Below are 25,781 nucleotides of genomic sequence, written 5' to 3' on the forward strand. Positions count from 1 at the left end.
GCGCCGCCTTCAGCTGTTGCAGCTAAAAAATTTGACATATTATTTCCTCCTATTTATTACTTGAACTGTGTTTCCACAAGATCAATTCTGTTCTCCTGACAGCAGCCCGGCCAGCTTCTGCTTCTTATACTCGCCGTATCGGCGCTGTTCAATGGCTTCCCGAATCTCTTCCATCAGGTGGTTATAAAAATACAGGTTATGCAGCACGCAGAGCCGCATGCCCAGCATCTCCTTTGCCTTCAGCAGATGCCTGATGTACGCCCGGCTGTAATTCCTGCAGGCAGGACAGCCGCATCCTTCTTCAATAGGCCTGGGATCCAGCTCATATCTGGCGTTAAACAAATTCAGCTTGCCGAAAGCCGTATAGACATGTCCGTGCCTCCCGTTGCGGCTGGGATAAACACAGTCAAAGAAATCCACTCCCCGGTCCACAGCCTCCAGAATATTGGCCGGGGTTCCCACTCCCATCAGATAGGTGGGTTTATTTCTGGGAAGGTGGGGAACAACCGCGTCCAGAACCTGGTACATCTCTTCATGGCTTTCACCCACCGCAAGGCCGCCCACTGCGTACCCATCCAGATCCAAACCGGAAATCTCCTGGGCATGGGCGATCCGGATATCCTCGCATACGCCTCCCTGATTGATGCCGAACAGCATCTGCCTGGGATTGATCGTATCCGGCAGTGAATTCAGCCGCGCCATCTCCTCCTTGCACCGGACAAGCCACCTGGTGGTGCGGGCCACAGAATTTTCTATATAGCTCCGTTCCGCCACAGATGAAGGGCATTCATCAAAAGCCATGGCAATGGTAGAGGCCAGATTCGACTGGATCTGCATGCTCTCCTCAGGGCCCATGAATATTTTCCTGCCGTCCACATGGGACTGGAAATAGACGCCCTCTTCCTTGATCCTGCGCAGCCCTGACAGGGAAAACACCTGAAACCCGCCGGAATCTGTGAGAATCGGCTTGTCCCAGACCATAAACCGATGCAGCCCGCCCAGCTGCCGCACAACCTGATCACCCGGACGGACATGCAAATGGTACGTATTGGACAGCTCGATCTGTGTGCCGATCTGCTGCAAATCCGTGGTAGCTACCGCTCCCTTAATTGCTGCGGCTGTTCCCACATTCATAAAAACCGGTGTCTGCACGGTTCCGTGCACTGTTTCAAAGACAGCGCGCTTCGCCCGCCCGTCCTCTGTAATAATCTGATACATAATTACCGCCTTATTTTCATCCATTCACTTTTCCAGTATACTGAATCGGCGGAACTTTTTCAACCGAAAAAAGCGATTTTAATAGGATTTTCATACTTGAGGCACAATTTTATCTTTTCCGCCCATATAAGGACGCAGCGCTTCGGGAATTTTTACGCTGCCGTCAGCCTGCAGATTGTTTTCCAGGAAAGCGATCAGCATTCTCGGAGGGGCCACCACCGTATTGTTCAGCGTGTGGGCAAAATATTTGCCGTTTTCCCCGGTCACGCGGATTTTCAGCCTTCTGGCCTGGGCGTCTCCCAGGTTGGAGCAGCTTCCCACCTCAAAATATTTCTTCTGGCGCGGTGACCAGGCCTCCACGTCAATGGATTTCACCTTCAGATCCGCCAAGTCCCCGGAACAGCATTCCAGCGTGCGCACGGGAATATCCATGGAGCGGAACAGATCCACTGTATTCTGCCACAGCTTATCAAACCATACCGGACTTTCCTCCGGGCGGCACACAACAATCATTTCCTGCTTTTCAAACTGGTGAATCCGGTATACGCCGCGTTCTTCCAGGCCGTGTGCACCTTTTTCTTTTCGGAAGCAGGGAGAATAGCTGGTCAGCGTATAGGGAAGCTTTTCTTCCTGTAAAATCGTATCAATAAATTTACCGATCATGGAATGTTCGCTGGTGCCGATCAGGTACAAATCCTCCCCCTCGATCTTGTACATCATAGCGTCCATTTCTGCAAAGCTCATCACGCCTGTGACCACATCACTGCGGATCATGAACGGAGGAATGCAATAAGTAAAGCCTCTGTCAATCATAAAATCTCTCGCATAAGAAATCACCGCAGAATGCAGCCTGGCAATGTCCCCCATCAGATAATAGAAACCATTGCCCGACACTTTTCTGGCGCTATCCAGGTCAATTCCGTCAAAACGTTCCATAATATCTGTATGGTAGGGGACTTCAAAATCAGGCACTACAGGCTCGCCATAGCGCTGAACCTCCACATTTTCACTGTCATCCTTACCAATTGGCACGCTGGGATCAATGATATTTGGAATGGTCATCATGATTTTGCGCACCTTTTCGTTCAGTACAGTCTCCTCTTCCTCCAGGACAGCCAAACGGTCAGAATCAGCAGTCACCTGCCTCTTCAGTTCTTCCGCTTCCTCCCTCAGGCCCTTAGCCATCAGCCCGCCGATCTTTTTAGAAATCTTGTTGCGCTCTGCCCGCAAAGAATCCGCCTCCTGTTTTGTCTGGCGGGCCTTTTTATCCAGTTCCAGCACCTCGTCCACCAACGGCAGCTTGGCGTCCTGGAACTTATTACGGATATTCTGCTTCACAATTTCCGGATTTTCTCTCACAAACCTTAAATCTAGCATTTTCAGCCTCCTATATCATTGATATCTGTAATGATTGGCGGGGTTTTATTTCGCAGGCGCTCATTCCTGGGAAACGGAAGTCCGCTTGCGGACTTCCCCGCCTGCGGCGGGCCGCGCAAGCGGCATATTCCTTTCCGCCGCAGCGCGTTCCTCCGCGAAGCGGTTTTATTTCACAGGCGCTCTTTCCTGGGAAACGGAAGTCCGCTTGCGGACTTCCCCGCCTGCGGCGGGCCGCGCAAGCGGCATATTCCTTTCCGCCGCAGTGCGTTCCTCCGCGGAGCGGTTTTATTTCACAGGCGCTCTTTCCTGGGAAACGGAAGTCCGCTTGCGGACTTCCCCGCCTGCGGCGGGCCGCGCAAGCGGCATATTCCTTTCCGCCGCAGTGCGTTCCTCCGCGGAGCGGTTTTATTTCACAGGCGCTCTTTCCTGTGAAATAAAAAACACGGTCCCCCTTCCCCTCATGGGACGAAGAAGCTCCGCGTTGCCACCCAATTTGCCGCATAATGCGGCCTCTCTATGGCAGGATAAAGGCTGCCGCCCTCCGGCTGCTGCCGGCTGCTCAGAAACTGGATCAGCTGCTGCCTCCGCCGGTTCACACCCGCCACCGGCTCTCTGCAGGATTTCACAGCTTATGTTTTCATCATCGCAGACGTTACTATAAGTCTGGACACATTATATACGAAAAATTCCTTATTTGCAAGGTTTTTTTATTATATTCCTAAAAGTAACCGCTGATCAATCACTTCACGACGCAAAGCGCCGCAAAATGTTAGGTTCCATTTTGCAGCGCTTCCAAATTATTCAAAGATCACTTCACTCTTTCTTTGTTTCCGATCTTGGTTTTCATTACATACCACAGTGCTCCGGCCAGGCAGACAGAAGAGTAGCCGCCGCACACAATACCTACCATCAGAGGAAGAGCAAACTCCCTGATATTGGTCACGCCCAGGATAAACAGCACCGCTACCATCACAAAGGTGGTCAGAGAAGTGTTAATACTTCTGGACAATGTCTGACTGATAGAAAGGTTCACCACATCCGCGTAAGTCTCATTGCCCTTCTTCAGCGCAATATTCTCACGGATACGGTCAAATATTACGATCGTGGCATTGATGGAATAACCCACAATAGTCAGCATACAGGCAATGAATGTGCTGCCCACTGACCAGCGGAACACCGCATAGCATCCCAAAACCACCAGCACGTCATGGATCAGCGGCATTACAGATCCAGCCGCAAAACGCACGTCCTTAAACCGTATCCAGATATAAATCAGCATCAGGATCGTCGCAATAACAATGGCTTTAACCGCATCCGCTCTCATCTCATCACTGATGGTGGCGCTGATATTTTCCACCTGGATATTGTCTTCCTCCACGCCGTATTCCTTCTTCAGCATATCGGAAAATGCTTCTCTCTCTTCCTGAGTCAGTGTACGGGTACGGATGATCACTTCATTGGAGCCAGTCACCTTACTGGTCTGCACATTGTTGTCCCCAATGGCGTCCTGCACTTTTACCGCCAGCTCTTTCTGGACCTGTTCTGTACTCAGTTCCTCATTAAACGTCACATTGGTGGACGCGCCGCCCTTGAATTCCAGGCTGTAATTCAGCGCATCCCCTTTGGTGCCGTTAAACACCATGGTGCCCATGCCAACCAGAATCACCGCCACAGAGATGGCAAAGAATATAGCCTTGCGCCCCAGGAAATTAATCTTCTTCACGCGCAGCGTCTTTCCATAATATTTCTCATCCTGCAGCCCTGCGCTGTAAAAACCATTCAGGATAAATCTGGTCACAACCAGCGCAGTAATCAGTGAAATCACAATACCGATGAACAGGGTCTGAGCAAAGCCTCTGACAGTTCCTGACCCAATAAAATACAGCACTGCCGCCGCGATCATTGTTGTGATATTTCCATCCAGAATTGCGGACAGCGCCTTCTGGAAACCAGTCTTGATCGCATCCTTCACGCCGCTGCCTGCGCCGATCTCCTCCCGGATACGGGCGAAAATAACTACATTGGCGTCCACGGCCATACCAATGGACAGTATAATACCCGCAATTCCCGGCAAAGTCAGGGTAATCTGCAGCGTGCTGATGATTATCACATCCAGCGCGGTATAGATGATCAGCGCCAGGCTGGCAGCCACGCCGGGAATTCTGTAATACAGGCACATAAAAATGATAACAAGCACAAAACCAATGAGGCCTGCAATCAGGCTGGTATTCACTGCTTCAGCCCCCAGCTTCGCCCCAACCACCTTGGAATGCAGTTCCGTGATTTCCAGAGGCAGCGCGCCGCTTCTGATGGTGGAAGCAAGGGTTCTCGCCGCTTCCAGGCTCTCCATATGTTCAATGGCAACCTGGCCGCCGGTGATTGCAGACTGCACTGTAGGGCTGCTGACCACTTTTCCGTCATAGTAAATAGAAATATTTTTACCCACCAGCTTTTCTGAAGCTTCGGCAAACTTTTTGCTGCCCGCGTCGTTCAGGGTCATGCTCACCTGATAATCATTGGCTCCGGTGGTCTGATTCTGAACCGCGCCTCCCTGGGCGTCCACAATATCGTCGCCGTTAATGATCTCGTTTCCGCTGGGGTCCTTAAAGCTCAAGGTACCGGGCGTTCCCAGGGACTTCAGAATTTCCTCGGCATTTTTCGCGCCGGGAATGTCCACATTGATCCGGTTGCTGCCCTCCGTGTAGACTTCCGCTTCATTGGAAAAGTCTGCCACACGCAGCTGAAGCTTGTAGGCCGTATCATCCAGATCCTGTTTGGACGGGTTTTCCTCCACTGTCTGATAGGTAATGCTGACGCCGCCCTCCAGGTCCAGGCCCAGCTTGATGTCTCCGACTGATCCGGAACCATCCGGCCCCATTCCCAGAACGGCCACCAGTACCATCAGCGCCGTGACTGCCGCTGCAATCACGATACGGATTATACCATTTTTCTTCATGACTTTGTTCTCCTCTTTCATTTATTGAACAGCTAGGCTGTTTCATTCTTCATCTGCCAGAGCGGCTTTGATCATGATCGCGCACTCAATCCGCTTTTTCTGCATTTCGCAGCCAATATCATATGCGTCTGTAATAGAACCGTGGAAATTGTAGGAATTGGCGGCACACCCTCCGCTGCAGTAAAATCTGGCGAAACAGTTGCGGCATTTCTCTTTTGCATACACATTGCACATTTTAAACTCGTCGCGCACCGCAGTATTTGTAATCCCTTCCTCCACATTACCCAGCAGGAAACCTTCCTGCCCTACAAACTGGTGGCAGGGATAGAAATCCCCCCATGGAGTAACCGCCAGATACTCTGTGCCGGACCCGCATCCGGACAGGCGCTTGGCCACGCAGGGCCCCTGGTCGAGATCAATCATAAAATGGAAGAAGGTAAATCCCCGGCCCTCTTTCTGCCGCTCTATGTATTCCCTGGCAAGCCTGTCATACTCCTCCATGATCTGAGGAAGGTCCTCTTCACGGATCGCATAGGGCTCGTCCGGAGACGCCACCACAGGCTCAATAGACATTTTATCAAATCCCAGATCCGCAAAATGCAGAACATCCCGGGAAAAATCCAGGTTATTTCTCGTAAAGGTGCCCCGCACATAATAATCTTTTGTCCCGCGGCTCTGAGCAAATTTCTGGAATTTCGGCACAATCAGATCATAGCTGCCTTTCCCGCTGCGGAAAGGCCTCATCCGGTCATTCACTTCCCTGCGCCCGTCCAGGCTGAGCACCACATTGCTCATCTCCCGGTTACAGAACTCCATAATCTCATCATTCAGCAGCACGCCATTGGTGGTCAGTGTAAATCTGAAATTCTTATTATGCTCTTTTTCCTGGGAACGGCCATATTCTACAAGCTGCTTTACCACCTCCCAGTTCATCAGAGGTTCTCCGCCAAAAAAGTCCACTTCCAAATTGCGCCTGCTGCCCGAATTGGCGATCAGAAAATCCAGCGCTTTCTTCCCTACCTCAAAGCTCATCAGAGCCCGGCGGCCATGATATTCTCCCTCTTCGGCAAAGCAGTACCTGCAGGCCAGATTACAGTCGTGAGCTATATGGAGGCAAAGCGCTTTTACTACGGTCTGTCTCTTTTTAAAATCTATCACATAGTCCTGATATTCATCCTCTGCGAACAATTCTCCCGCCTCTTTCAGACGCTCCACCTCAGAAACAGCTTCCTGAATGTCCGAAAGCGCATAGATGCCGGACAGCTTGTCAATCAGCTCGTCCCGGCTGCAGGACTCATAATCGGCAACCACATCGTATACCACATCATCCACCACATGGACGGCGCCTGAATTTATATCCATTACGATGTTGTAACCGTTGCTTTTATATTGATGAATCACAGTATACCTCCCAAAATCACCCCGAACCCTACGAGGTCAACATAAATCAGGTGCTGCAGAAAATCCCGCTGAGCAGGACCCTTCTGCAACACCCGCTTTGTAACCTTCAAGCCCGATTATCTGTTCTGGTTCTCGCAGGTCTGATTCCCTACGGTGCAAGATGTCTTGCAGGCAGACTGACAAGATGTCTGGCATTCTCCGCAGCCGCCTTTCTTCATGGTATTTTTCAGCGTCTTGCTGGTCAAAGTCTTTACTCTCTGCATTTTATTTTCCTCCTGCTTTGTTTTCTTTATGGATTATAGCACAGAACGGCTTTTATGTGAAGCCTTTTTCTTCCTTCTCTTCCTTGTCCTCTTCCTCAGGAAGATACAGGTGTACCTTCTCTATCCGCTTCTTATCCACCTGCTGCACTACAAACTTCATATTGTTGTATTCTATGGACTCACCCGCCTGGGGAAGATGGTCCAGACGTTCGATGATAAAGCCGCCCAGTGAATCATAATCTTCCGAATCCAGCTCCAGCTCCAGAAGTTCATTCAGATCGTCCAGTTTAATACTTCCTTCAATCACATATTCTCTCTCGCTGATCTTCTGAACGCTGTCCTGCTCATCCTCATCATATTCGTCGCGGATTTCACCGACAATTTCTTCCAGCATATCTTCTAATGTGATCATGCCGGCGGTTGCGCCGTATTCATCCAGCACGATGGTCACATTCACCGGGGACTCCTTCATTTCCATCAACAGCTCCGAAGTCTTTTTAAACTCGTAGGTATAATGGGGTTTGCGCATGTAATCGCGGATAGAAAACGGGTCTCCCTGGCGGTACAGCAAGATATCCTTCATATTGATAATTCCTACTACATTATCCGTGGTGTCCTCGTAAACAGGCAGCCTTGTAAACATATCCTGCCGGAACGTTTTCATCAGTTCTTCGTAAGTAGCGTCAATGTCCACACAGGACATATCAATTCTGGGGACCATAATGTCTTTTGCCATAGAATCGCCGAAATCAAACACATTGTTGATCATCCTGCGCTCCTCACTCTCAATTACGCCCTCTTCGTGGCCCGCATCCACCAATGTACGCAGTTCGTCTTCTGTGATCGCGTGGGTTTTCCGGTTCAAATCCACCCGCAGCAGCCTCAGAAAGCCGTTTGCTACCTTATTGACAACAAATATCACCGGGGTGAGAACCTTCATCATGCCGTAAATCACCGGCGCATAGGCCATGGACAATTTATCCGCATAAACAGTCGCCAGCGTTTTGGGTGATATCTCACCAAAAACCAGAATCAACAGAGTCAGCACACCAGTTGCCAGCCCCACAGCAGCCTCGCCCCACAAACGTGTTACGAACACTGTCATCAGCGCAGACGCGCCCAGATTTACTACATTGTTGCCGATCAGGATTGCACTGAGCATCTTGCCCTGATCCTCCACTACCTTCAGAACTGTCCCCGCCCGTTTATGCCCCTGATCAGCCAGAGATTTCAGCCACAGCCTGTTCACTGTAACAAGAGAGGTCTCCGCGGACGAAAAAAAGGCGGACAGCAGTACCAATACAAGTATACATACGATTTGTATGACACCACTTGGGTCTAAATCCAAAATTCATCACTCCTAATTATTTTTTTGTATACGGAAAAAATTGTACCTGAAAACTTGAATGTTGTCAAGTTCTTCAAACATAATCCAGGCAGATACAGCATAAAATGCAGTAAAACAGCCTGTCAGCGCATTGCCGGCAGGTCACCGGGAGGAATTCCATGAATACACGTTCCAAGGTTCTGTCTTTTTTACGCAACATTTTTTTTGCCTATCTGCTCACGGCCATCCTGCTGCTGGGGCTGGCATTCCTGTTATACCGCCTGCATCTCAATGAAAATCAGGTAAATATGGGGATTATGTTTATTTATCTGGCTTCCTGCTTTCTGGGCGGCTTTCTCTCAGGGCGGGTTCTGAGCAAACGCCGGTTCCTGTGGGGGTTATTGTTCGGCATTCTCTATTTTGTACTTCTGCTCCTGCTGTCATTCTGTGTCCATCATTCGCTGAACCACAGCTTCCCAGGGCTGATGATGTCTCTCCTGATCTGCGCAGGCGGAGGGATGCTCGGCGGAATGCTGAGCTAATATAATCTGCTACATAAATAAAAGGCTCCGGCAGAAATATGTATTCCGCCGGAGCTGTTTCATTCTTCTGTATTAGTTTTATTCCAAATCTCTCTGTCAAAACGGTTAAGCCGGTTTTTACCGGACTTTTTCACTTCATAAAGAGCAAAATCCGCATAACGAATTAAGTCATCCATTTTATCCGAGTCTTCCGCATACCAGGCGATACCGCCGGAAACGCTCAGCCGGCAGCAGCCCTCCGGCACTTCAATAGAAGTCTCCTGAATCTCCTGCCAAACAGTCTGTACTGCCTGCATCAGCTCTTCGCCGGAATGAAATCCATAAAGGAAAGTATAGAATTCGTCCCCTGATCTTCTTGCCACCAGCGCATGCTTCAGTGGAAATCTGCCGAGGCACTCCGCCATTCTCTGGATATAAAAGTCACCATATTCATGCCCATATGTATCATTCACCCTTTTCAGGTTATCCAAATCCCACATAATCATCGCCGCGGACTTCAGGCTGTCTTTTCCTTCCCGTTCCAGATCCGCAAGCTTTGCAAGAAACGCCCGCCTGTTAAAGATCTCTGTCAGCGCGTCAAAATCCCGTTCATGCTCAATCCGTTTCCTCTCCTCCACATCGCTGGTTATATCCAGAATGGAGCCTGTCATGTTACCGTCTTTCAGCCAGTAATGCAGCTGAAGCCAGCATTCTCTTCCGTTTCTTCTGGCGCTGAGAACATATTCATTGTCCCCTGTCTTTTCAAATTCTCTGCTGAATTCCCTCATTCTGCGGTCAAACTCATCCATCTCCAGATAAAAATCTTTTTCTCTTTCCTCTTCCCAGCCCAAAAGCGACGAAACATTTTTGCTGCAGAAAACCTGGTTGGAACCTTTTATATACTCCAGCACTCCCAGAGGAAGGTGATTCAAATCAATGATTCTGGAAACCTTGGACGCATTTTCCAGAAGCGCGTTGCTCTGCGCCTCGATCAGCTCTGTCAGCTCATCCACTTCTTCTATGCCAACCTGTTCCAGGTGTATCCTCCCTTTCCCGTCAGATTCCCGGAGAGTTGCCATCACACGGGCAATGGGATGGGTGATCACACGGCTGATCAGAAGCGCGCATGCGACTCCCAACAGCACAAAAAGCACAGAAACAGCCAGAAGTCTGCCATAAAGCATATTATAGTGGGACAGCAGCACCTGTTTTTCCTGAATACCCAGGATGACCCATTTCTGGTTTTCAAACGGCGTATTATTCCCATACACCTGCAGGGGCTGAATGTTCACATACAGCTCCGTTTTATTGTCTCTCGGAGACAGTACAGAAATCAAACTTTCATTTACCTCTCCTGCCTTTTTCACTTCCAGAGAATCACCGAAATGCCTGCTGTAAAGCGCTCCGCCAAAACCATTGATATAGTAGGTCTCCCCATCCTCAGACCACGCAAGGGCATATGCCTTATCCTGGGCGCCTCCCAGCATGGAGCGCAGATAATCCGCAGAGATATCGATGCCCAGAACGCCTACCGGCCCATACTCTGGAAGCATCAAAGGAATGGAATAGGTAATCACATGGCGGAATCCGTCCAGGCGGACTGCTTTCCCCCAATAGCCCAGATTTTTCGTGTCTGCTTCCGGGTTTTTTTCGGCTGCCTTCATTGGCTGAAAAAAATACGCATCCCTGCCGTTTTCTTCCTCCGCAGTACAGTCAAAGCCGGCCTTCCAGTAACTGTCAAAGGAAACCCCACGCTTTTTCAGCACCGCAGGAAGCCCCCGCAATGCCAGTATATCGCTGTTATCGCTGGAATAGCTTGCCGGGTCCTGGTCCTCCAGATACAGTCCCGCCCGCTCTTCTTCGCTGGATTTCCCCTGTACTGCCGCGCCGTCCAGAATCAGATAGGCTCCCGTAACAGAATTTCTGCGCAGTAGATACTCCACCCTGTCAAAGGTCTGGTCAATTATCTCCTGGTTCAGTTCTGCATGATCCGCAATCGCCCCGGGCTCCAATCCTCGTTCCTGAAGGATACTGCTGATCGTCTGCTCAATCGCGTCACCCACGTCTGACAAGTTCGCCCACTTTCTCACCATGTCAGTTTCCATGCTCTGCGCCCGGTTCAGCGTCTGTTCCTCAAATATATCAAGGGCGTTCGTTTTGATCAGGCTTACTGTACCTCCCTGAATCAGCAGCGTAATATAAATAGTCACCTGGACCAGCACAGTGATCACAATGGGAATCAGTATTTTAACAAACATCTTCTTTTTATTACTGTTCCACCACCTGCGCATCGCATCCTCCTGATCTGCTACTTCAAGTCGTTCAGCAGCCCCTGCAGCTCTGCCAGCCATGCTTCAAAATTCTCATCTGTATCAAATTTCTCTGCGGCCGCCTCTCTGGAAGCCCCTCCCGCTACAGCATCCTGCACCGCCTGCGCATCCCGCGCCGCCCAGTCCTGCATACTGGCCTTAATCACATTTCTGGCCTGGGTACCCTGACGGAAAGCCTGATTCGTATATAATTCGTACCGGTTCGTCATTTCTACGCCGATGTGCAGGGAGTCTTTCATCAAGCTGCTGCTGTTCTGGCCGGAAGCGTCCAGCGCCTCATCCAGAACAGGAATCTGATTTGCCGCTTTTTTAACAGGAAGATATCCCGAATTTGTGGCGAACTGGGCATTCTGCTCCACATCCGTGAACCACTTAAGAAATACCACAGACGCATACTCCCTTTCTTCCGTGGATTTTGCCACTACCATTCCCGCCCCCTGCTGCACCGCGCAAGGTTCTGTTCCCGCAAAGTTCGGCAGAGCATAAACGGCTCCTTCGATTGGATAGGTGGTGCCGTCGTTCCTTGTGACTTCCAGCGGGAAATATGTGGCTCCGGTACTGGAACAAGCCATGGCGATGATATCTCCTGTCTTCATATCATCGCTGCGGAAACGGCCCTCCGCCGCAAAATACCCATTGATATAGGGAATATAATAGCAGTCCCAAAGCCGGCGCATGGTTTCCTTGTCTAAATTGTATGTAACCTGCCCGTCCTTTACCTGAAATACCTCATGGCCCATCTGTTTGCTGCCGATCAAAATATAATTAGCCATTTCATCCCGCCCGAAAAATGCCTTTCCGTCCTCCGGCTCCGGTGTCTGCGCATCCGTCCATTTATAATACATCTCCGCCAGCTCCGCAATTCCTTCCCAGGTCTGCAGCTTATCTTCAGAAGCGCCTGTGCCGGCGGAGAAGGCATCCCAGTCTGTCTTGTTCAGCATGAGTATCTCTGTGGATTTTGCAATGGGAAACATTTTTCTGCTGTCTTCTCCGTCAAAAGCGCCTTCCCGCATATAAGCGTCCACATATTCATCCTGTTCTTCTTTGGTCAGATACTGGCCGATATCTGCCACACGGCCCAGCTGGTTCAATTCATACGCAGTATCCGCATAGGCCCCGAATATGTCAGGCATATCCTCAGAACCCAGCTTCTCGTTGGCGGCATCTGTGACTTTTGTTAAAAGCTCGTTTACCGAGCCCTGGCTGAATGCCTGCACCACAATCCCTTTTTCACTACCAACAGTCTCATTAAATTCCGTAATCATCCTGTCAAAAGCCTGCTGCTGGACTCCATTATAATAATGCCACACTGTAATCGTTACAGGATGGTCCGGGTTCAGACCATGCTCGCTCTTCCCACATCCTGAAAACACCATAGCCAATGCCGCCGCAGAGATGGCTGCCGCTCCAATTTTTCTATTCATCACAGAACGCAATACCCCTTTCCTCACTCCCCAATTTAGGGATAATACTTTAATTATATCACACCCCTGGGGTTCCGTAAAGGAATTCCTACAAACTGTGATTTTACGTCATTATTTACTTCTTTTACAAAAGGCCTATTCTTTTCACTGCTTCCACGGTATTTTCATAAGTTCCGAAACCTGTCAGCCGGAAATATCCCTCTCCGCTGGGGCCAAACCCGGAACCAGGAGTTCCCACTACATTCCCCTCTTTTAATAAAAAGTCAAAAAATTCCCAGGAATCCATATTTTCAGGGGTCTTCATCCATACATAAGGAGCGTTTACACCTCCTGCCACACTATAGCCAGCCTTTTTCAAACCGTCGTAAATCATACGCGCGTTGCGCATATAATACGCCACCTGCTCTCTGGTCTGCGCTCTGCCTTCTTCTGAAAGCACTGCTTCCCCAGCCCTCTGAATGATATAAGGAGCCCCATTATACTTTGTACCATGACGTCTTGCCCACAGACTGTGCACCGCCACGTCCCCGCATTTCAATTCCTTGGGAATCACCGTATATCCCAAACGGACCCCGGTAAAGCCTGCGTTTTTCGAAAAACTTTTAAATTCAATGGCGCAGGTTCTCGCACCCTGACATTCAAATATGGTATGAGGCACATTTTCTTCCGTAATATAAGCCTCGTACGCCGCGTCATACAGAATCACACTGCCATTTTTGTTGGCATAGTCCACCCACACCTGCAGTTGATCGCGGGTAAGCGTGGAGCCTGTGGGATTATTGGGATAGCAAAGATAAATCAAATCCGGCGCCTCTTCCGGCAGTTCCGGGACAAAATCATTTTCCATTGTGCAGGGCATATATACCACATTGCTCCAGCGTCCGGTCACAGCGTCGTATTCCCCAGTACGCCCTGCCATCACATTGCTGTCCACATATACAGGATAAACAGGGTCGCAGACCGCAATACTGCTGTCCGCGCTGAAAATCTCCTGGATATTGGCGCAGTCACTCTTTGCGCCATCGCTGACAAACACCTCATCAGCAGGCACATCCACACCGAACCGCTTATACTCCCCGGAAATCGCATTGCGCAGAAACTCATAGCCCAAATCCGGCGCGTAACCGTGGAAGGTTTCCGGATTAGCCATTTCATCCACCACCGTATGCAGGGCCCTGATCACTGCAGGAGCCAGCGGCTGCGTCACATCTCCAATCCCCAGGCGGATTACCTTTTTTTCAGGGTTTTCTGCAATATATGCGGCGACTTTTTTCCCAATCGTAGAAAAAAGATAGCTGCCGGGCAGCTTCAGGTAATTTTCATTTAAACGAAACATTTCTCCATCCTCCTTATTCTTCTTCGTTTTATCATAGCAAGATGGGAAAGGCCTGTCAATCAATTTTCCTTTCAGCGCACAGCGGTTTTACTTCACAGAATTTCTTTCCTATGAAATGAAAAAGAATCCCGCGAGCGTGATTCCTTACGCCGCAGTGCGATCCCCCCTGAGGGTTCGTTTCATAGGGAACGCAGTTTCCTATAAAACAAAAAAGCAGCCGGTTTCCCGACTGCCTGTCAACTGGGCTACAAGGATTCGAACCTTGAAATGCTGGAGTCAGAGTCCAGTGCCTTACCATTTGGCGATAGCCCATTGTTTTGCAACGGATTGTATTATAACCGATGATTTTGTTTTTGGCAAGCCCTTTTTTCAATTTTTTATAAAAAAATTTTTCCAGAATTTCCAGCGGCATTTTTCTGCCGAGAAATGCCGCTTTTCATCCATTTTACCCGTTTTCTTCTCCCATATAGCTCCGGTCAATTGTTATTACACAGCTCAGCCTGGGGTCTTCTGCTTTTACACCGTCAATAATCTGTCTGCGAAGCAGGGCCAGCTGTTTTCCATCGTAGCGGTAGCTCACCACCGCGTCAAAAATCAAGTTAATATTATCTTCCCCGTTTACCATACGGAAATCATGGATGGAAATTGATTGGTCTACCTGCTTCACCACCTTATCCACTATCCTCCGGTATTGAAGAACATGTTCATCGTTTACTGCCACCGGGTCCATATGGATCACCAATGTCATGCCGAATTCCCTCATGGCCTCCCGCTCAATCCGGTCAATAATCTCATGAGATACCTCAATAGGCTCCTCGTTGGATACCTCCGCATGAATAGACGCCATGCTGCGGGAAGGTCCGTAATTATGTACAATCAGATCATGGCTGCCCAGAATCCCATCATAGCTCTCCACAAAAGATGTAATCTTCTTATAAACGTCAGGACTGATCGCCTCACCGATCAGAGGCGCCAGGGTCTCCCTGGCAATATTAACTCCTGCAATCATTACCACTACGGACACAACCAGACCCACGATTCCGTCCAGATTCACATTCCAGATTCCATACACTGCCAACGAAAAAACGGTAGCCGCAGTAGTACACACATCTCCAAGAGCATCTGCGGCAGTCGCTTTCATTACAGAAGAATGAATTCTTTTCCCCAGCTTCCGGTTAAAAACAGACATCCACAGCTTCACGCCAATGGAAAGCGCCAGAATTGCCAGCGATATAAGAGAAAAACTCATGTCCTCCGGTTCCCGGATTTTCCCAATTGACTGCTGGAATAATGTAAATCCAACCTGGATTACCAGAAAAGCTACGATACACGCTGAAATATACTCAATCCGTCCATGGCCGAAAGGATGGTCCTCATCTGCAGGTTTTCCGGCCAATTTTGCCCCTACAAAACTAATAATAGAAGAAGCCGCGTCAGATAGGTTGTTAAACGCATCTGCCATGACTGAAATGCTCCTGAGCAAAACACCGATCACCAGCTTTGCCGTAAAAAGCGTAAGGTTGCAGATGATTCCCACAATACCAGCAAGCTGCCCGTAAGCTGTACGCACATGGATATCATTCACCTTCTCAGAATTTTTTACAAAATGTCTTACAAGAAAATCCGTCATATGTCCCCTCAATCGTAATAGACCCGCAGCAGGCAGAGCCCTCCTGCAGGAGCTGCCGGCCCCGCCTGAGACCGGTCTCTGCTGTCCAGAATACGTTTCATATCAGAAACCGGCCTGCTTCCAAGCCCGATTTCTATCAAAGTTCCCACAATAATGCGCACCATATTCTGCAAAAATCCGTTGCCTGTGATCCGCAGCCTGATTTCATGGGAAACTTCTTCCAGTTCTGCAGCGGATATGGTACGTACCGTAGATTTCTTCATCCTGGGATTCCCGCAGAATGCTGCGAAGTCATGGGTACCCCGCAGGGCGCCCAGCGCTTCTCCCATTGCTTCCACATCCAGCGGTCTCCCCACCCGGTAGCGAAATTGCCGGCCCTCTATATTTTTATAATCATCAATTCCGATTCGGTACTGGTACGTTTTTCCCGCTGCGGACAGCCTGCTGTGAAAACGCTCCGGCGCTTCTTCTAACTCCGTCACGTCTATATCCTCCGGCAGATAATGATTCATAACCCTGCGCAGAGCCTCACACCCGGGCAGGTCATCCAACCCCGGCAGGCCGCTGCCCCGCAGCGCCTCCCCCGAAATATGCCACCCCTCCGGCAGCAGCACATTCGCAGTCTGCCCCAGAGCATGAACCCCCGCATCAGTCCTGCCGGAGCCCTGAATCTGGACTTCTGCGCCTGTTAACCTGCTCAGGACTGACTCCAGGCGGCCCTGGATCGTATTCTGAGTGTTGCCCTGGCGCTGCCATCCGTTATATCTGGTTCCTTCATATTGTATAAGCATCCTGTAATTCTTCATAAAATTCTTCTCCTGCGCGCATCGCACATCATTCCTTACTGATGCGGAACTTTCCTCCCAGAGCGTTTTTATTCCGAGAAACATTTACCCGATCTAAAGGCGTTCTTTCCCGCTAAATTATAAAAGGCGCTGCATCTGGTTTTGATGCAGCACCTATAAATTATATCATATTTCTGTCCAAAGCGCAACTGCACTCTGCAGGGCCGGTTCTCTTACCGCATCTCATTTAATGCTCTTTCACGAACTTGACCAGCTGAATCACTGCCGTAGGGATGACCGCCAGCAGCAGCACCAATCCCATCTGAGCCCCGGTCAGGTCCGCAACCTCAAACAGTCCGTGAAGGAAAGGCAGGAAAATCACGCAGGCCAGCAGCAGCGCCCCTGCTGCAAAAGCCCCCAGGCTGTACCAGTTTCCTTTGAAGCCCAGACGGAAAATAGAGTGTTCGCTCCTGCAGTTAAATCCGTGAAACAGTCTTGCAAGGGTAAGCGTAGCAAAGGCCATTGTACTGGCAACCGCCGCCCCCTGAGTATTCAGCCCGATATAGAACGCAGCGATCACACATACTGAAATCAATCCGCCCTGCAGCAGAAGACGAAGCATGAATTTCCCGGACAGGATGCCTTCTTTGGGATCCCTGGGTTTCTGAGACAGCAGATCCTTTTCAGGAGGCTCCATGCCGATGGCCAGGGCGGGAAGAGAGTCTGTCAGCAGGTTGATAAACAGCAGGTGCACCGGCGCAAAAGGAACAGGCAGAGCCAGCAAAGAGGTATAAAGCACCGCCAGAATGGCCGCCATATTGCCGGACAGTAAAAACTGAATGGCATTTTTAATATTCCGATACACATTCCGGCCATTGGCAACAGCTTTTATAATGGTGGCAAAATTATCATCCGCCAGAATCATGGAAGCGGCATCCTTGGAAACCTCTGTACCAGTAATCCCCATGGCCACGCCGATATCCGCCTTTTTCAGCGCAGGCGCGTCATTCACACCGTCTCCGGTCATAGAAACAATATTGCCCCTGCGCTGCCAGGCATCCACGATGCGGATTTTATTCTCCGGAGAAACTCTGGCATAAACGGAGATCTGAGCAATCTTTTCATCCAGCTGCGCATCTGTCATGGCGTCCAGCTCTGTTCCCGTCACAGCCAGATCACCTTCTTCAAAAATGCCGATCTGCTTTGCAATAGCTGTAGCTGTAATCTTGTGGTCTCCTGTGATCATCACCGGACGGATCCCCGCGCGTTTGGCATCCGCAACTGCCAGTCTGGATTCTTCTCTGGGAGGATCGATCATGGAAATCAGGCCCAGAAAAATGTAATCATTTTCCGATTCCAGGGAAAGCTCGTCGCTGTGCTCCACTTCTTTATACCCAAAAGCCAGCACCCTCAACCCGTTTTCTGAGAACATCAGATTCTGATGCAGAATCTGTTCCCTGTCCGCCTCCGCCATCGGCCGGATCTCCTCTGAATCACGGATCTTTGTACACCGCGGAAGCAGAACGTCCAAAGCCCCTTTTGTCAAAACTGTAGGCTGCCCGTGCAGCAGATATTTTGTGCTCATCAGCTTGCGGTCTGAGTCAAAGGGAATTTCTTCTACCCGGGGCATGACTTCCCGCAATACCTCGTCCTGCGCATTGGCCTTCCTCGCCATTTCCAGCAGGGCATATTCCGTTGGGTCCCCGATCCCTTTTCCGTCCACCAGGGAAGAATCATTGGTGAGAATAGCATTATACAGCAGGTATCTGTGCAGCTGCTGTTTCAGATCCAACTCTTCTGGTTTCAATACTTTTCCATCAATATAGATCTGCTGTACTGTCATTTTATTCTGGGTCAGCGTTCCTGTTTTATCTGAGCAGATTACAGACACACATCCCAGACTCTCTACTGCCTTCAGCTGTTTGATAATTGCATTCTCCCTGGCCATCTTCTGGGTTCCCATAGCCTGGACAATGGTCACAATAGAACTGAGCGCCTCGGGAATGGCCGCCACAGCCAAAGCCACCGCAAACATCAGAGAATCCAGCACAGGCATCTGGCGGTACAGGCCCAGAATAAACACCAGAGCGCTGATAATCATGATCACCACTGCCAGCTTTTTGCTGAAATTGTCCAGGCTGACCTGCAGGGGGGTCCGTTTTTCCTGTGTGGCGTTCATCAGCCCCGCAATGCGCCCAATTTCAGTCCCCATACCTGTATCTGTGACAACTGCCACCGCCCGTCCATAGGTCACCAGGCTGCCGGAATATACCATATTGGTCCTGTCTGCCAGAGGCATCTCACCTTCCAGCACCCCTTCCGTTTTATCCACATTGGTGGATTCACCTGTCAGCGAACTTTCATTCACCTGAAGGGAGTAATTATTGAGGATACGTCCGTCCGCCACGACCAGGTCACCTGCTTCCAGCAGCAGTATATCCCCCGGCACCACCTCTCTTGACGGAATCTCTGTCTTTCTTCCTCCCCGCATCACCTTTGCAGTTGGAGCCGACATGGACTTCAGGCTGTCGAGAGACTTCTCCGCTTTCTGGTGCTGGACAGTTCCCAAAACCGCATTCATAATGATTACTGCAATAATGACGATTGTACTTTCCAGATTTCCCGAAAACATGGAAATCACTGCTGCTGCGATGAGGATAATCACCAGAAGATCACAGAACTGTTCCAGGAATACCTGCCAGACCTTTTTCTTCTTCCCTTCCTGTAAGGCGTTTTCCCCTTTTTCCGCCAGCAGAGCCCGGGCTTTTTCTTCTGTCAGCCCCTCTCGGGTTGCCTGCAGTTCTGTCAGCGCCTCTTCCGATGTTTTCTGATACCATTCCTTCATAGAATCCTCCTTCAGTAGTACATTGCCGCAGCGCGTTTCACCATGGAGCGGTTTTATAAAATAGGGCAGTTCTGGAAATTTTCCACCCTATTAAAAAAGACTTTTCATGTATCAGTATGCAAATAATCCCTGCTTCTGATACATGAAAAGTCTTGTAACCGATACTCCGGCACGCACCACCAGACCTTCCGGCCGCGTATGTTGACAATGCGTCTAAACTACTCCCTCTTCATGCAGGCGTTTCTCTCAACTCCTGTATGATATTCAGTTTATGGTAAGAAGTATAACTGCACTTACCCGGAATGTCAAGCACTATTTCCCGTCAAAAAAGCTTTTGTTCCAGCTTTTCCACCAGTTCCTTTACGCATCCCTTTTCGAAGGGCGTTTTCAATCCCGCCGCATGCAGCAGCTCTGTATAAGGCAGTCCCGCTCCCAGGCGGCAAAGCTTCAGATATCTGCTCCAGGCATCTTCAAAATCCTCGTCCATCTGCACCTTGAACTGCAGCGCGCATACAGACGCCAGACAATAATCTATATAATAGAAAGGCAGGCCAAAGATATGGTGCTGCTTCTGCCAGAAACCGCCCTCTGCAAAAAACGAATCCTCTCCGTAATCCAGATGGGGCTTATATTCCTTTTCCAGCCTGGCCCATGCCGCTTTGCGCCCGGCAGGCGTCATTTCAGGATTCTCATATACAATATGCTGGAATTCATCCACAGTACAGCCATAGGGAATGAACTGAAGGAAAGATTCCAAATGCACCTGGCGGTATTCCTCCGCCCTGTCCCCAAACAGCAGCTCCATCCATTTGCCGGTAAAAAACTCCATGGACATGGAATGGATCTCCGCACAGTCCATAGTATTTTCGGTAAGCTCCCGCACTTCCTCGTCTCTCATCACATATCCCTGAAATGCGTGTCCGCATTCATGGGTGATCACATCCGCATCTCCGCTGGTCCCGTTAAAATTTGCAAAAATCACCGGCGCTTTGTAATCTGGCATATAGTTCATATATCCGCCGGAGCGCTTATTCTTCCGCCCTTCCACATCGAACAGTTCATGTTCCAGCATGAAATCAAAGAACTTTCCGGTTTCCGGTGACAGTTCCCGGTACAGTGTTTGTCCGGCCTTCAAAATTTCTTCCGCTGTCCCCACAGGGGCCGGATCTCCCTGAGGCAGATAGACATTTTCATCCACATAACTAAGCTTTTCCAGCCCCAGCCTTTTTCTCTTTTTTTCATTGAGCTTCCCAATAAAAGGAACCAGCCATTCTTTCACTTCATTGCGGAACTGTTCCACTTCCTTCTGCCCGTACCAGGCCCGCCCCATGCGCTCATACCCTAGTGGGGTGAAATTTTTATAGCCTAAAAGTCTGCCCTGGGCTGTCCTGTTTTTTACCAGGCCGTCATAGATTTCGTCGATCTCACCTGTTACCGAATCAAAATATTCTGCCAGCGCCTTGTGTGCGGCAAAACGAACCTGCCTGTCGGAATTCACCATATAGGGCCTGAGCAGGGAAATGTTCAGTTCCCTGCCGTCAAAAGGAATTCTGGCTGCGGCAATCAGCTTCATATAGCGGTTTGTTAACTCATTCTCCTCTTTTTTAAGAGGAATCAGCCGCTCATCATTGGCGCGGAACTTCAATTCCATCGCATGAAATCTGGCCGGGCTGATCTTCTTCTCCAGCTCGTCCCGATAAGGGGATTCATACAGCAGCTTCTGGTATTTCGCCTGTAAAGCCCGGAAGCCCGGCATCATTTCATCATAATACTGCCGTTCCTTTTCATAAAAAGCATTGGTCATATCGCCGTCAAAACGGACTCTTGCAATGACCTCCTGCGTCCTGACCCGGCCCTCCAGAGCATAGTAACGGCGATGTACTTCAAACTGCTCTTCGCCGCTGTCCGCAGCCCGGAAATCTTCCATCAGCTGTTCCAGTTCTCTCTCCGCCTTCTGAATATCCGCCCTCTCATAAGGCCATTCCGAAAATTTCACTGTATTTTCCTCCCTCACTTCTCCTTGAGTATTTCCAGCGCCTTCTGCAGCTGATTATCTTCCTCATGGGATATTTTCTCTTTGCCTTGAAGGCTTTCATCCAGCTCCACAGTGACATCAGGCTCAATCCCGGTGCCATGAATGCACACTCCGTTAGGTGTAAAATACCTGGAAGTAGTCATTTTTATGGCAGAACCGTCTCCCAGAGGAAAAATCGTCTGCACAATTCCCTTGCCGTAGGTCTTCGTTCCTACGACCTCAGCCATCCCATAATCCTTCAGTGCTCCGGTAAATACTTCAGACGCGCTGGCGCTGCTGCCGTTCACAAGCACCGCCATGGGCAGGTCCACAAAATGCTCTGCATCCGATTTGATCTCCTGTATCCTTTGCCCCTGTTTGTTTTCCATATAAGTGATCAGCCCTTCCGGCAGCAGTCTGTCCAGGATATCCACCACAACATCCAGGCCTCCGCCGGGATTGTCTCTAACATCAAATACAATCTTTTCTGCGCCCTGAGCCTGCAGCTCTTTCAACGCTTCCTGAAACTGAGTCTTTGCGATGCTGTCAAATTTAAGGATCTGCACATACGCAATATTATCCTCCAGCATTTCCCATTTCACGTCAATGGTCTTTACATCCCTACGCTCCACATCCAATTCCAGGATCTCATCTTCTCCCCTTCGGAATTTCAAATGAACAGTAGTCCCTGATTCTCCTTTAATCTTATCCACCACGTCGGATAAATCCATGCCGGTAATATCCACACCAGCGACCCCCAGTAGCACATCTCCCTTCAGGACTCCTGCCTCCTCCGCCGGGCCCCCTTCATAGACCTGGCCGATGGAAATCTCTTTGGTTTCCCTGTCCTGCTGCGCCAGCACCCCGATACCATAATAGACACCCTTGGCCGTTTCCTGCATGGACTGATATTCCTCTGCAGAATAGTAAGCCGCATAAGGGTCCTCCAGTCCTGCCGCCAAACCTCTGAACATCATATCTTCCAAGTCCTGCTGGCTGTAATCAAACAGGAAACCATTCTGGATGTAGCTGTCCACCAGCTTCTTCTTTGTCAGAAACTGTTCCTCCCCTGAGGACACTGTCTGCGCCTCTTCCCCCCTGTCAATGGTCAGCCTCCCGGTCTGTACCATTACCAGAATCATTACAGCTGCCGCCGCAACTGACAACACCACCCCGGCAAATACTCCCTTAGCAAAGGGATGTTTTCCATTCTGCGGCACAGGGTTTTGTGTCTGCGCCTCTTCTGTCACATTGTCATTCTCGAAATCGTTCTCCATGTCTGCTCCTAATATTGATAAGATATATTGCTGCCAAGCGGGTTAATATGCTGGCCTCCTGTGATGAGGCGAAAATCCAGATGGGGGCCTGTAGAATAGCCGGTGCTGCCCACATAGCCTACTACCTGACCGGCTTTTACTGTCTGACCGGGACTGACGATATATCTGCTCATATGGAGATAGGATGTGATGAATTTTCCATTCTCATGGGATATATAAATCATATTTCCACCGGCAATATTATATTCCGTAGACGTTACAACGCCGTCCGCAGCCGCTACAATCTCCGCCCCATAAGCTGCCCCTACATCAATCCCATTGTGATAATCGGATACCCCCTCTACCGGTTTATTCGGTCTGGGTCCAAAAGGACTTGTGATTCTCCTGCTGCTGGGACAGGGCCATTTCAGATAAAAAGCGCCTCCCGGCCTGCTGCCGAACTCAGAAGTATCTCCTGAAGGAGCCGTGGCGGACGGCTCTGTCGGCGCAGGATCTGTAACTGTCGGGGCGGGCGTTGGAGAAGTGGTTCCCGGGCTGTCCGGGTCCACCTGGTTCTCCCCCGAACCGGAGCCGGAACTGCTCTGTGCCTGGGCAATGGATTGGGCGATAGACTCTTCAATGGACTGAGAAATGGACTCTGCTTCGCTTTTAGATGCCGCAATGCTGGCCGCCTCCGCCTCTCTGCTGGCCTGAAGCGCCATCTGCAGCGCCCGCTCCTCTTCTTCCCGCATGGCCTGTTCCAACTTTTCAATGGTATATTCCTGGTTTTTTAATCCCTGCTGGTACTTTTCCCGCAGTTCTTCGTTATCAGCCAGCATATTCTCGATGCCGGACAGTTCCTTAGATTTTGCATCATGCAGCACCTGCATAGAAGCCATCTTTGCCTGCTCCTCCGCCTGAAGGTTTTCCAGCTGCAGCTGCTCCTGCATCAGCGCTGTGGCGGAGTTTTCCACAAGCTCCACAGTCTGCTGATACTTTTCCAGCATTCTGCGGTCATAAGCCGAAATCTGAGAGATGTACTCCGCCTGGTTGAACAGATCTGTCAGAGATCCTGACGAAAATAAAATTTCAAGATAATCAGACTCTCCCATTTCATACATATATTTTATCCGCAGCTTCATGGCTTCATACTGCTGATCTTTTTCCTCTGTAATTCTGGAAAGCTCATCCTGCGCCGCCTTCACTTCCTGCTTCTTCTTTTCCTCTTCCGCTTCCAGTTCCTGTACCCGGCCCATCAGATCATTGATTCCGCCGTCCAGCTGCTGAATATAGGAAATTATATCCGTTTTGGAACCCTGAAGAGAACTGATGAGGTCCTGTGCCTTCTGCAGCTCCTGCTCATAAATACTTTTCTGTTTTTCTGCTTCTTCCAGGTCCTGCCGGTTGACAGGCTCCGCCCAAACGGGAAACGCCAGCGTTCCCACCAGTATTGCAGCAAGAAAACGTATGTACCTTCTTTTTTTCATCAGCGCGCCTCCTCAAACCTTCAACTGTTTCCGTATGGTAAAAAAGCTGCCCATAAACCCAATCCCCGCTCCCAGCAAAAGCCCCACCGGGATCAGCAAAGCCATTACCTGTTCCGCCGGCAAAAATTTCAGGACTGAAAGCAGTATCCCAAATCTGTCCATCACAAAACGCACCACTGTCTGGTATAGGAAAAATACTGCCAGCAGCGGTATTGCCGCCCCCACCAGGCCAATCATCAGACCTTCCACTACAAAAGGGGCCCGGACAAAGGCGTTCGTCGCACCCAGCCATTTCATGATCTCGATTTCCTCCCGCCGCACCGCATAGGCCAGGGAAATCGTATTGCTGATCAGGAAAACAGCAACCACGAGAAGAATCAGAATCAGGCCCGCTGATACCAGGCTGATCAGCTGATTCGCTTTCTCCAGCCCTCCTGCCGCCAGTTCCGAATATTTCACTCTCCTGATCCCCGGAAGGGACTGCAGCCACTGCGCGACAGCATCCTGCTGCTCCACTTCTGTAACAAACACCTCATAGGAAGCAGAATCAGCCAGCGGATTATCATTTTCAAATCCTTCCGCAAGCTCGGGATAGTCCGCAAAATATCTCTCTTTATAGCGCTCCCATGCTTCTTCCGGGCTGACATATACGATCTGCGCCACACTGTCATGCCTTTGGATCGTTTCCCCCAGTCCCATAATTTCATCTTCAGTTAAATTGTCGTCGAAAAACACTGAAATTCCCACTGTACTCTCCGCCTGCTTAACCATATACTGCAGGTTCAGCACAATGGAGAAAAAAATGCCGAACAAAAAAACACAGGCAGCGATAGTCACCACCGACGCCAATGAAAACAGGCCATTTCGTCTGATGCTCTGAACCCCCTGCCTGATACAATAAATAATCCTATTCGCTTTCATCCTGATATTCGCCTTCCTGTACATCGCCTGCCACCACGCCCCGGCGCATGGTGATCACCCGCTTTTTCATCCGGTTGACCAGCTCAGCATTATGAGTGACCACAATCACTGTGGTCCCCATCTCATTCACCTTTTCCAACAGGTTCATGATTTCCTGTGAGTTGGACGGGTCCAGATTTCCTGTAGGTTCGTCCGCCAGCAGGATTTCCGGCTTGTTCACCAGCGCTCTTGCAATGGCCACTCTCTGCTGCTCCCCTCCGGACAGATTGGCCGGGTAGCTCTTATATTTAGATGAAAGTCCTACCGTTGTCAGGATTGATGTTACTTCTTTCCTGATATCTTTTGCCGGCGCGGCCACAACCCGCTGGGCCAGCGCCACATTTTCATAGACATTGCGGTCCTTCAGCAGCCGGAAATCCTGGAATACCACCCCCAGCTTGCGCCGGTACAGGGGCACCGCTTTTCCCCGCCTCTTCATTTTCCCCAAGTCCTGGTCATCCACCAGAATGCGGCCGGAAGTGGGCTCCACTTCCTTCAGGAGCAGCTTCAGGAAAGTAGATTTCCCGGAACCGCTCCTGCCGCATACAAATACAAATTCCCCCGGCCTGATCTTCAGGTTCATATTCTTAATCGCCCGGGTTCCTTTCTCATATGTTTTGGAAACATTCTCAAAAATAATCACAAAATACT

At 50.0% G+C, this 25,781-nt stretch carries 18 protein-coding genes, 1 tRNA gene and 1 other annotated feature; of the genes, 1 reads left to right on the forward strand and 18 read right to left on the reverse strand.

Features of this window, described 5'->3' with window-relative positions; translation table 11 throughout:
* Nucleotides 1-81 precede the first annotated feature (81 nt).
* The 6 genes from tgt to EV209_RS04935 all read right to left on the reverse strand — a co-directional run bounded on the left by tgt (nt 82) and on the right by EV209_RS04935 (nt 8,566).
* Nucleotides 82-1,218, reverse strand: a complete 1,137-nt coding sequence (tgt, locus tag EV209_RS04910; protein ID WP_130434189.1) for a tRNA guanosine(34) transglycosylase Tgt — start codon at nt 1,216-1,218, stop codon at nt 82-84.
* Between the two features lie 90 nt (nt 1,219-1,308).
* Entirely contained in the window at nt 1,309-2,595 is a 1,287-nt protein-coding gene (gene serS / locus EV209_RS04915) for a serine--tRNA ligase (RefSeq protein ID WP_130433600.1), read from the reverse strand.
* 458 nt (nt 2,596-3,053) lie between these two features.
* Nucleotides 3,054-3,248 (reverse strand) — a binding site (T-box leader).
* Between the two features lie 155 nt (nt 3,249-3,403).
* Nucleotides 3,404-5,572 (reverse strand): protein translocase subunit SecD, encoded by a 2,169-nt coding sequence (gene secD, locus EV209_RS04920; protein WP_243647492.1) that lies wholly within the window; start codon nt 5,570-5,572, stop codon nt 3,404-3,406.
* Between the two features lie 21 nt (nt 5,573-5,593).
* Nucleotides 5,594-6,952 carry a thioether cross-link-forming SCIFF peptide maturase gene (gene scfB / locus EV209_RS04925; protein WP_130433604.1) on the reverse strand — a complete coding sequence of 453 codons (1,359 nt, stop codon included), beginning with the start codon at nt 6,950-6,952 and terminating at the stop codon, nt 5,594-5,596.
* Nucleotides 6,953-7,068: 116 nt separating this feature from the next.
* On the reverse strand, nt 7,069-7,215 hold the full coding sequence (gene scfA / locus EV209_RS04930; protein ID WP_130433606.1) for a six-cysteine ranthipeptide SCIFF: 147 nt from the start codon (nt 7,213-7,215) through the stop codon (nt 7,069-7,071).
* A gap of 52 nt (nt 7,216-7,267) precedes the next feature.
* Nucleotides 7,268-8,566 carry an HlyC/CorC family transporter gene (locus EV209_RS04935; protein ID WP_130433608.1) on the reverse strand — a complete coding sequence of 433 codons (1,299 nt, stop codon included), beginning with the start codon at nt 8,564-8,566 and terminating at the stop codon, nt 7,268-7,270.
* A gap of 155 nt (nt 8,567-8,721) precedes the next feature.
* Here EV209_RS04935 and EV209_RS04940 point away from each other — a divergent pair, with 155 nt between their 5' ends.
* The gene (locus tag EV209_RS04940; protein ID WP_130433610.1) at nt 8,722-9,084 is read left to right on the forward strand and encodes a TIGR04086 family membrane protein; all 363 of its coding nucleotides are present in this window, start codon (nt 8,722-8,724) and stop codon (nt 9,082-9,084) included.
* 59 nt (nt 9,085-9,143) lie between these two features.
* Here the strand turns inward: EV209_RS04940 and EV209_RS04945 are convergent, their stop codons facing one another.
* The 12 genes from EV209_RS04945 to ftsE all read right to left on the reverse strand — a co-directional run bounded on the left by EV209_RS04945 (nt 9,144) and on the right by ftsE (nt 25,773).
* Nucleotides 9,144-11,414, reverse strand: a complete 2,271-nt coding sequence (locus EV209_RS04945) for a sensor domain-containing diguanylate cyclase (RefSeq protein WP_130433612.1) — start codon at nt 11,412-11,414, stop codon at nt 9,144-9,146.
* Entirely contained in the window at nt 11,372-12,817 is a 1,446-nt protein-coding gene (locus EV209_RS04950) for an extracellular solute-binding protein (protein WP_130433614.1), read from the reverse strand. Before EV209_RS04950 ends, EV209_RS04945 begins: the two co-directional genes overlap by 43 nt.
* A 124-nt stretch (nt 12,818-12,941) precedes the next feature.
* On the reverse strand, nt 12,942-14,153 hold the full coding sequence (locus EV209_RS04955) for an LL-diaminopimelate aminotransferase (RefSeq protein ID WP_130433616.1): 1,212 nt from the start codon (nt 14,151-14,153) through the stop codon (nt 12,942-12,944).
* 240 nt (nt 14,154-14,393) lie between these two features.
* Nucleotides 14,394-14,465, reverse strand: a tRNA-Gln gene (locus EV209_RS04960).
* Nucleotides 14,466-14,598: 133 nt separating this feature from the next.
* Nucleotides 14,599-15,783 carry a cation diffusion facilitator family transporter gene (locus EV209_RS04965; protein ID WP_130433618.1) on the reverse strand — a complete coding sequence of 395 codons (1,185 nt, stop codon included), beginning with the start codon at nt 15,781-15,783 and terminating at the stop codon, nt 14,599-14,601.
* A gap of 8 nt (nt 15,784-15,791) precedes the next feature.
* Entirely contained in the window at nt 15,792-16,589 is a 798-nt protein-coding gene (truA, locus tag EV209_RS04970; protein WP_130433620.1) for a tRNA pseudouridine(38-40) synthase TruA, read from the reverse strand.
* A gap of 226 nt (nt 16,590-16,815) precedes the next feature.
* Nucleotides 16,816-19,413: a cation-translocating P-type ATPase gene (locus EV209_RS04975; RefSeq protein WP_130433622.1), complete on the reverse strand. Its 2,598-nt coding sequence runs from the start codon at nt 19,411-19,413 to the stop codon at nt 16,816-16,818.
* Between the two features lie 322 nt (nt 19,414-19,735).
* Nucleotides 19,736-21,409, reverse strand: coding sequence for a M3 family oligoendopeptidase (locus EV209_RS04980; protein WP_130433624.1), 1,674 nt, complete (start codon nt 21,407-21,409; stop codon nt 19,736-19,738).
* A gap of 14 nt (nt 21,410-21,423) precedes the next feature.
* Nucleotides 21,424-22,704: a S41 family peptidase gene (locus EV209_RS04985; protein WP_130433626.1), complete on the reverse strand. Its 1,281-nt coding sequence runs from the start codon at nt 22,702-22,704 to the stop codon at nt 21,424-21,426.
* Nucleotides 22,705-22,712: 8 nt separating this feature from the next.
* Nucleotides 22,713-24,170: a M23 family metallopeptidase gene (locus EV209_RS16785; RefSeq protein WP_130433628.1), complete on the reverse strand. Its 1,458-nt coding sequence runs from the start codon at nt 24,168-24,170 to the stop codon at nt 22,713-22,715.
* 12 nt (nt 24,171-24,182) lie between these two features.
* Entirely contained in the window at nt 24,183-25,091 is a 909-nt protein-coding gene (gene ftsX / locus EV209_RS04995) for a permease-like cell division protein FtsX (RefSeq protein WP_130433631.1), read from the reverse strand.
* Entirely contained in the window at nt 25,078-25,773 is a 696-nt protein-coding gene (gene ftsE / locus EV209_RS05000) for a cell division ATP-binding protein FtsE (protein WP_130433633.1), read from the reverse strand. Before ftsE ends, ftsX begins: the two co-directional genes overlap by 14 nt.
* Nucleotides 25,774-25,781 lie beyond the last annotated feature (8 nt).

This window comes from Cuneatibacter caecimuris, assembly GCF_004216775.1.
Lineage (GTDB): Bacteria > Bacillota > Clostridia > Lachnospirales > Lachnospiraceae > Cuneatibacter > Cuneatibacter caecimuris.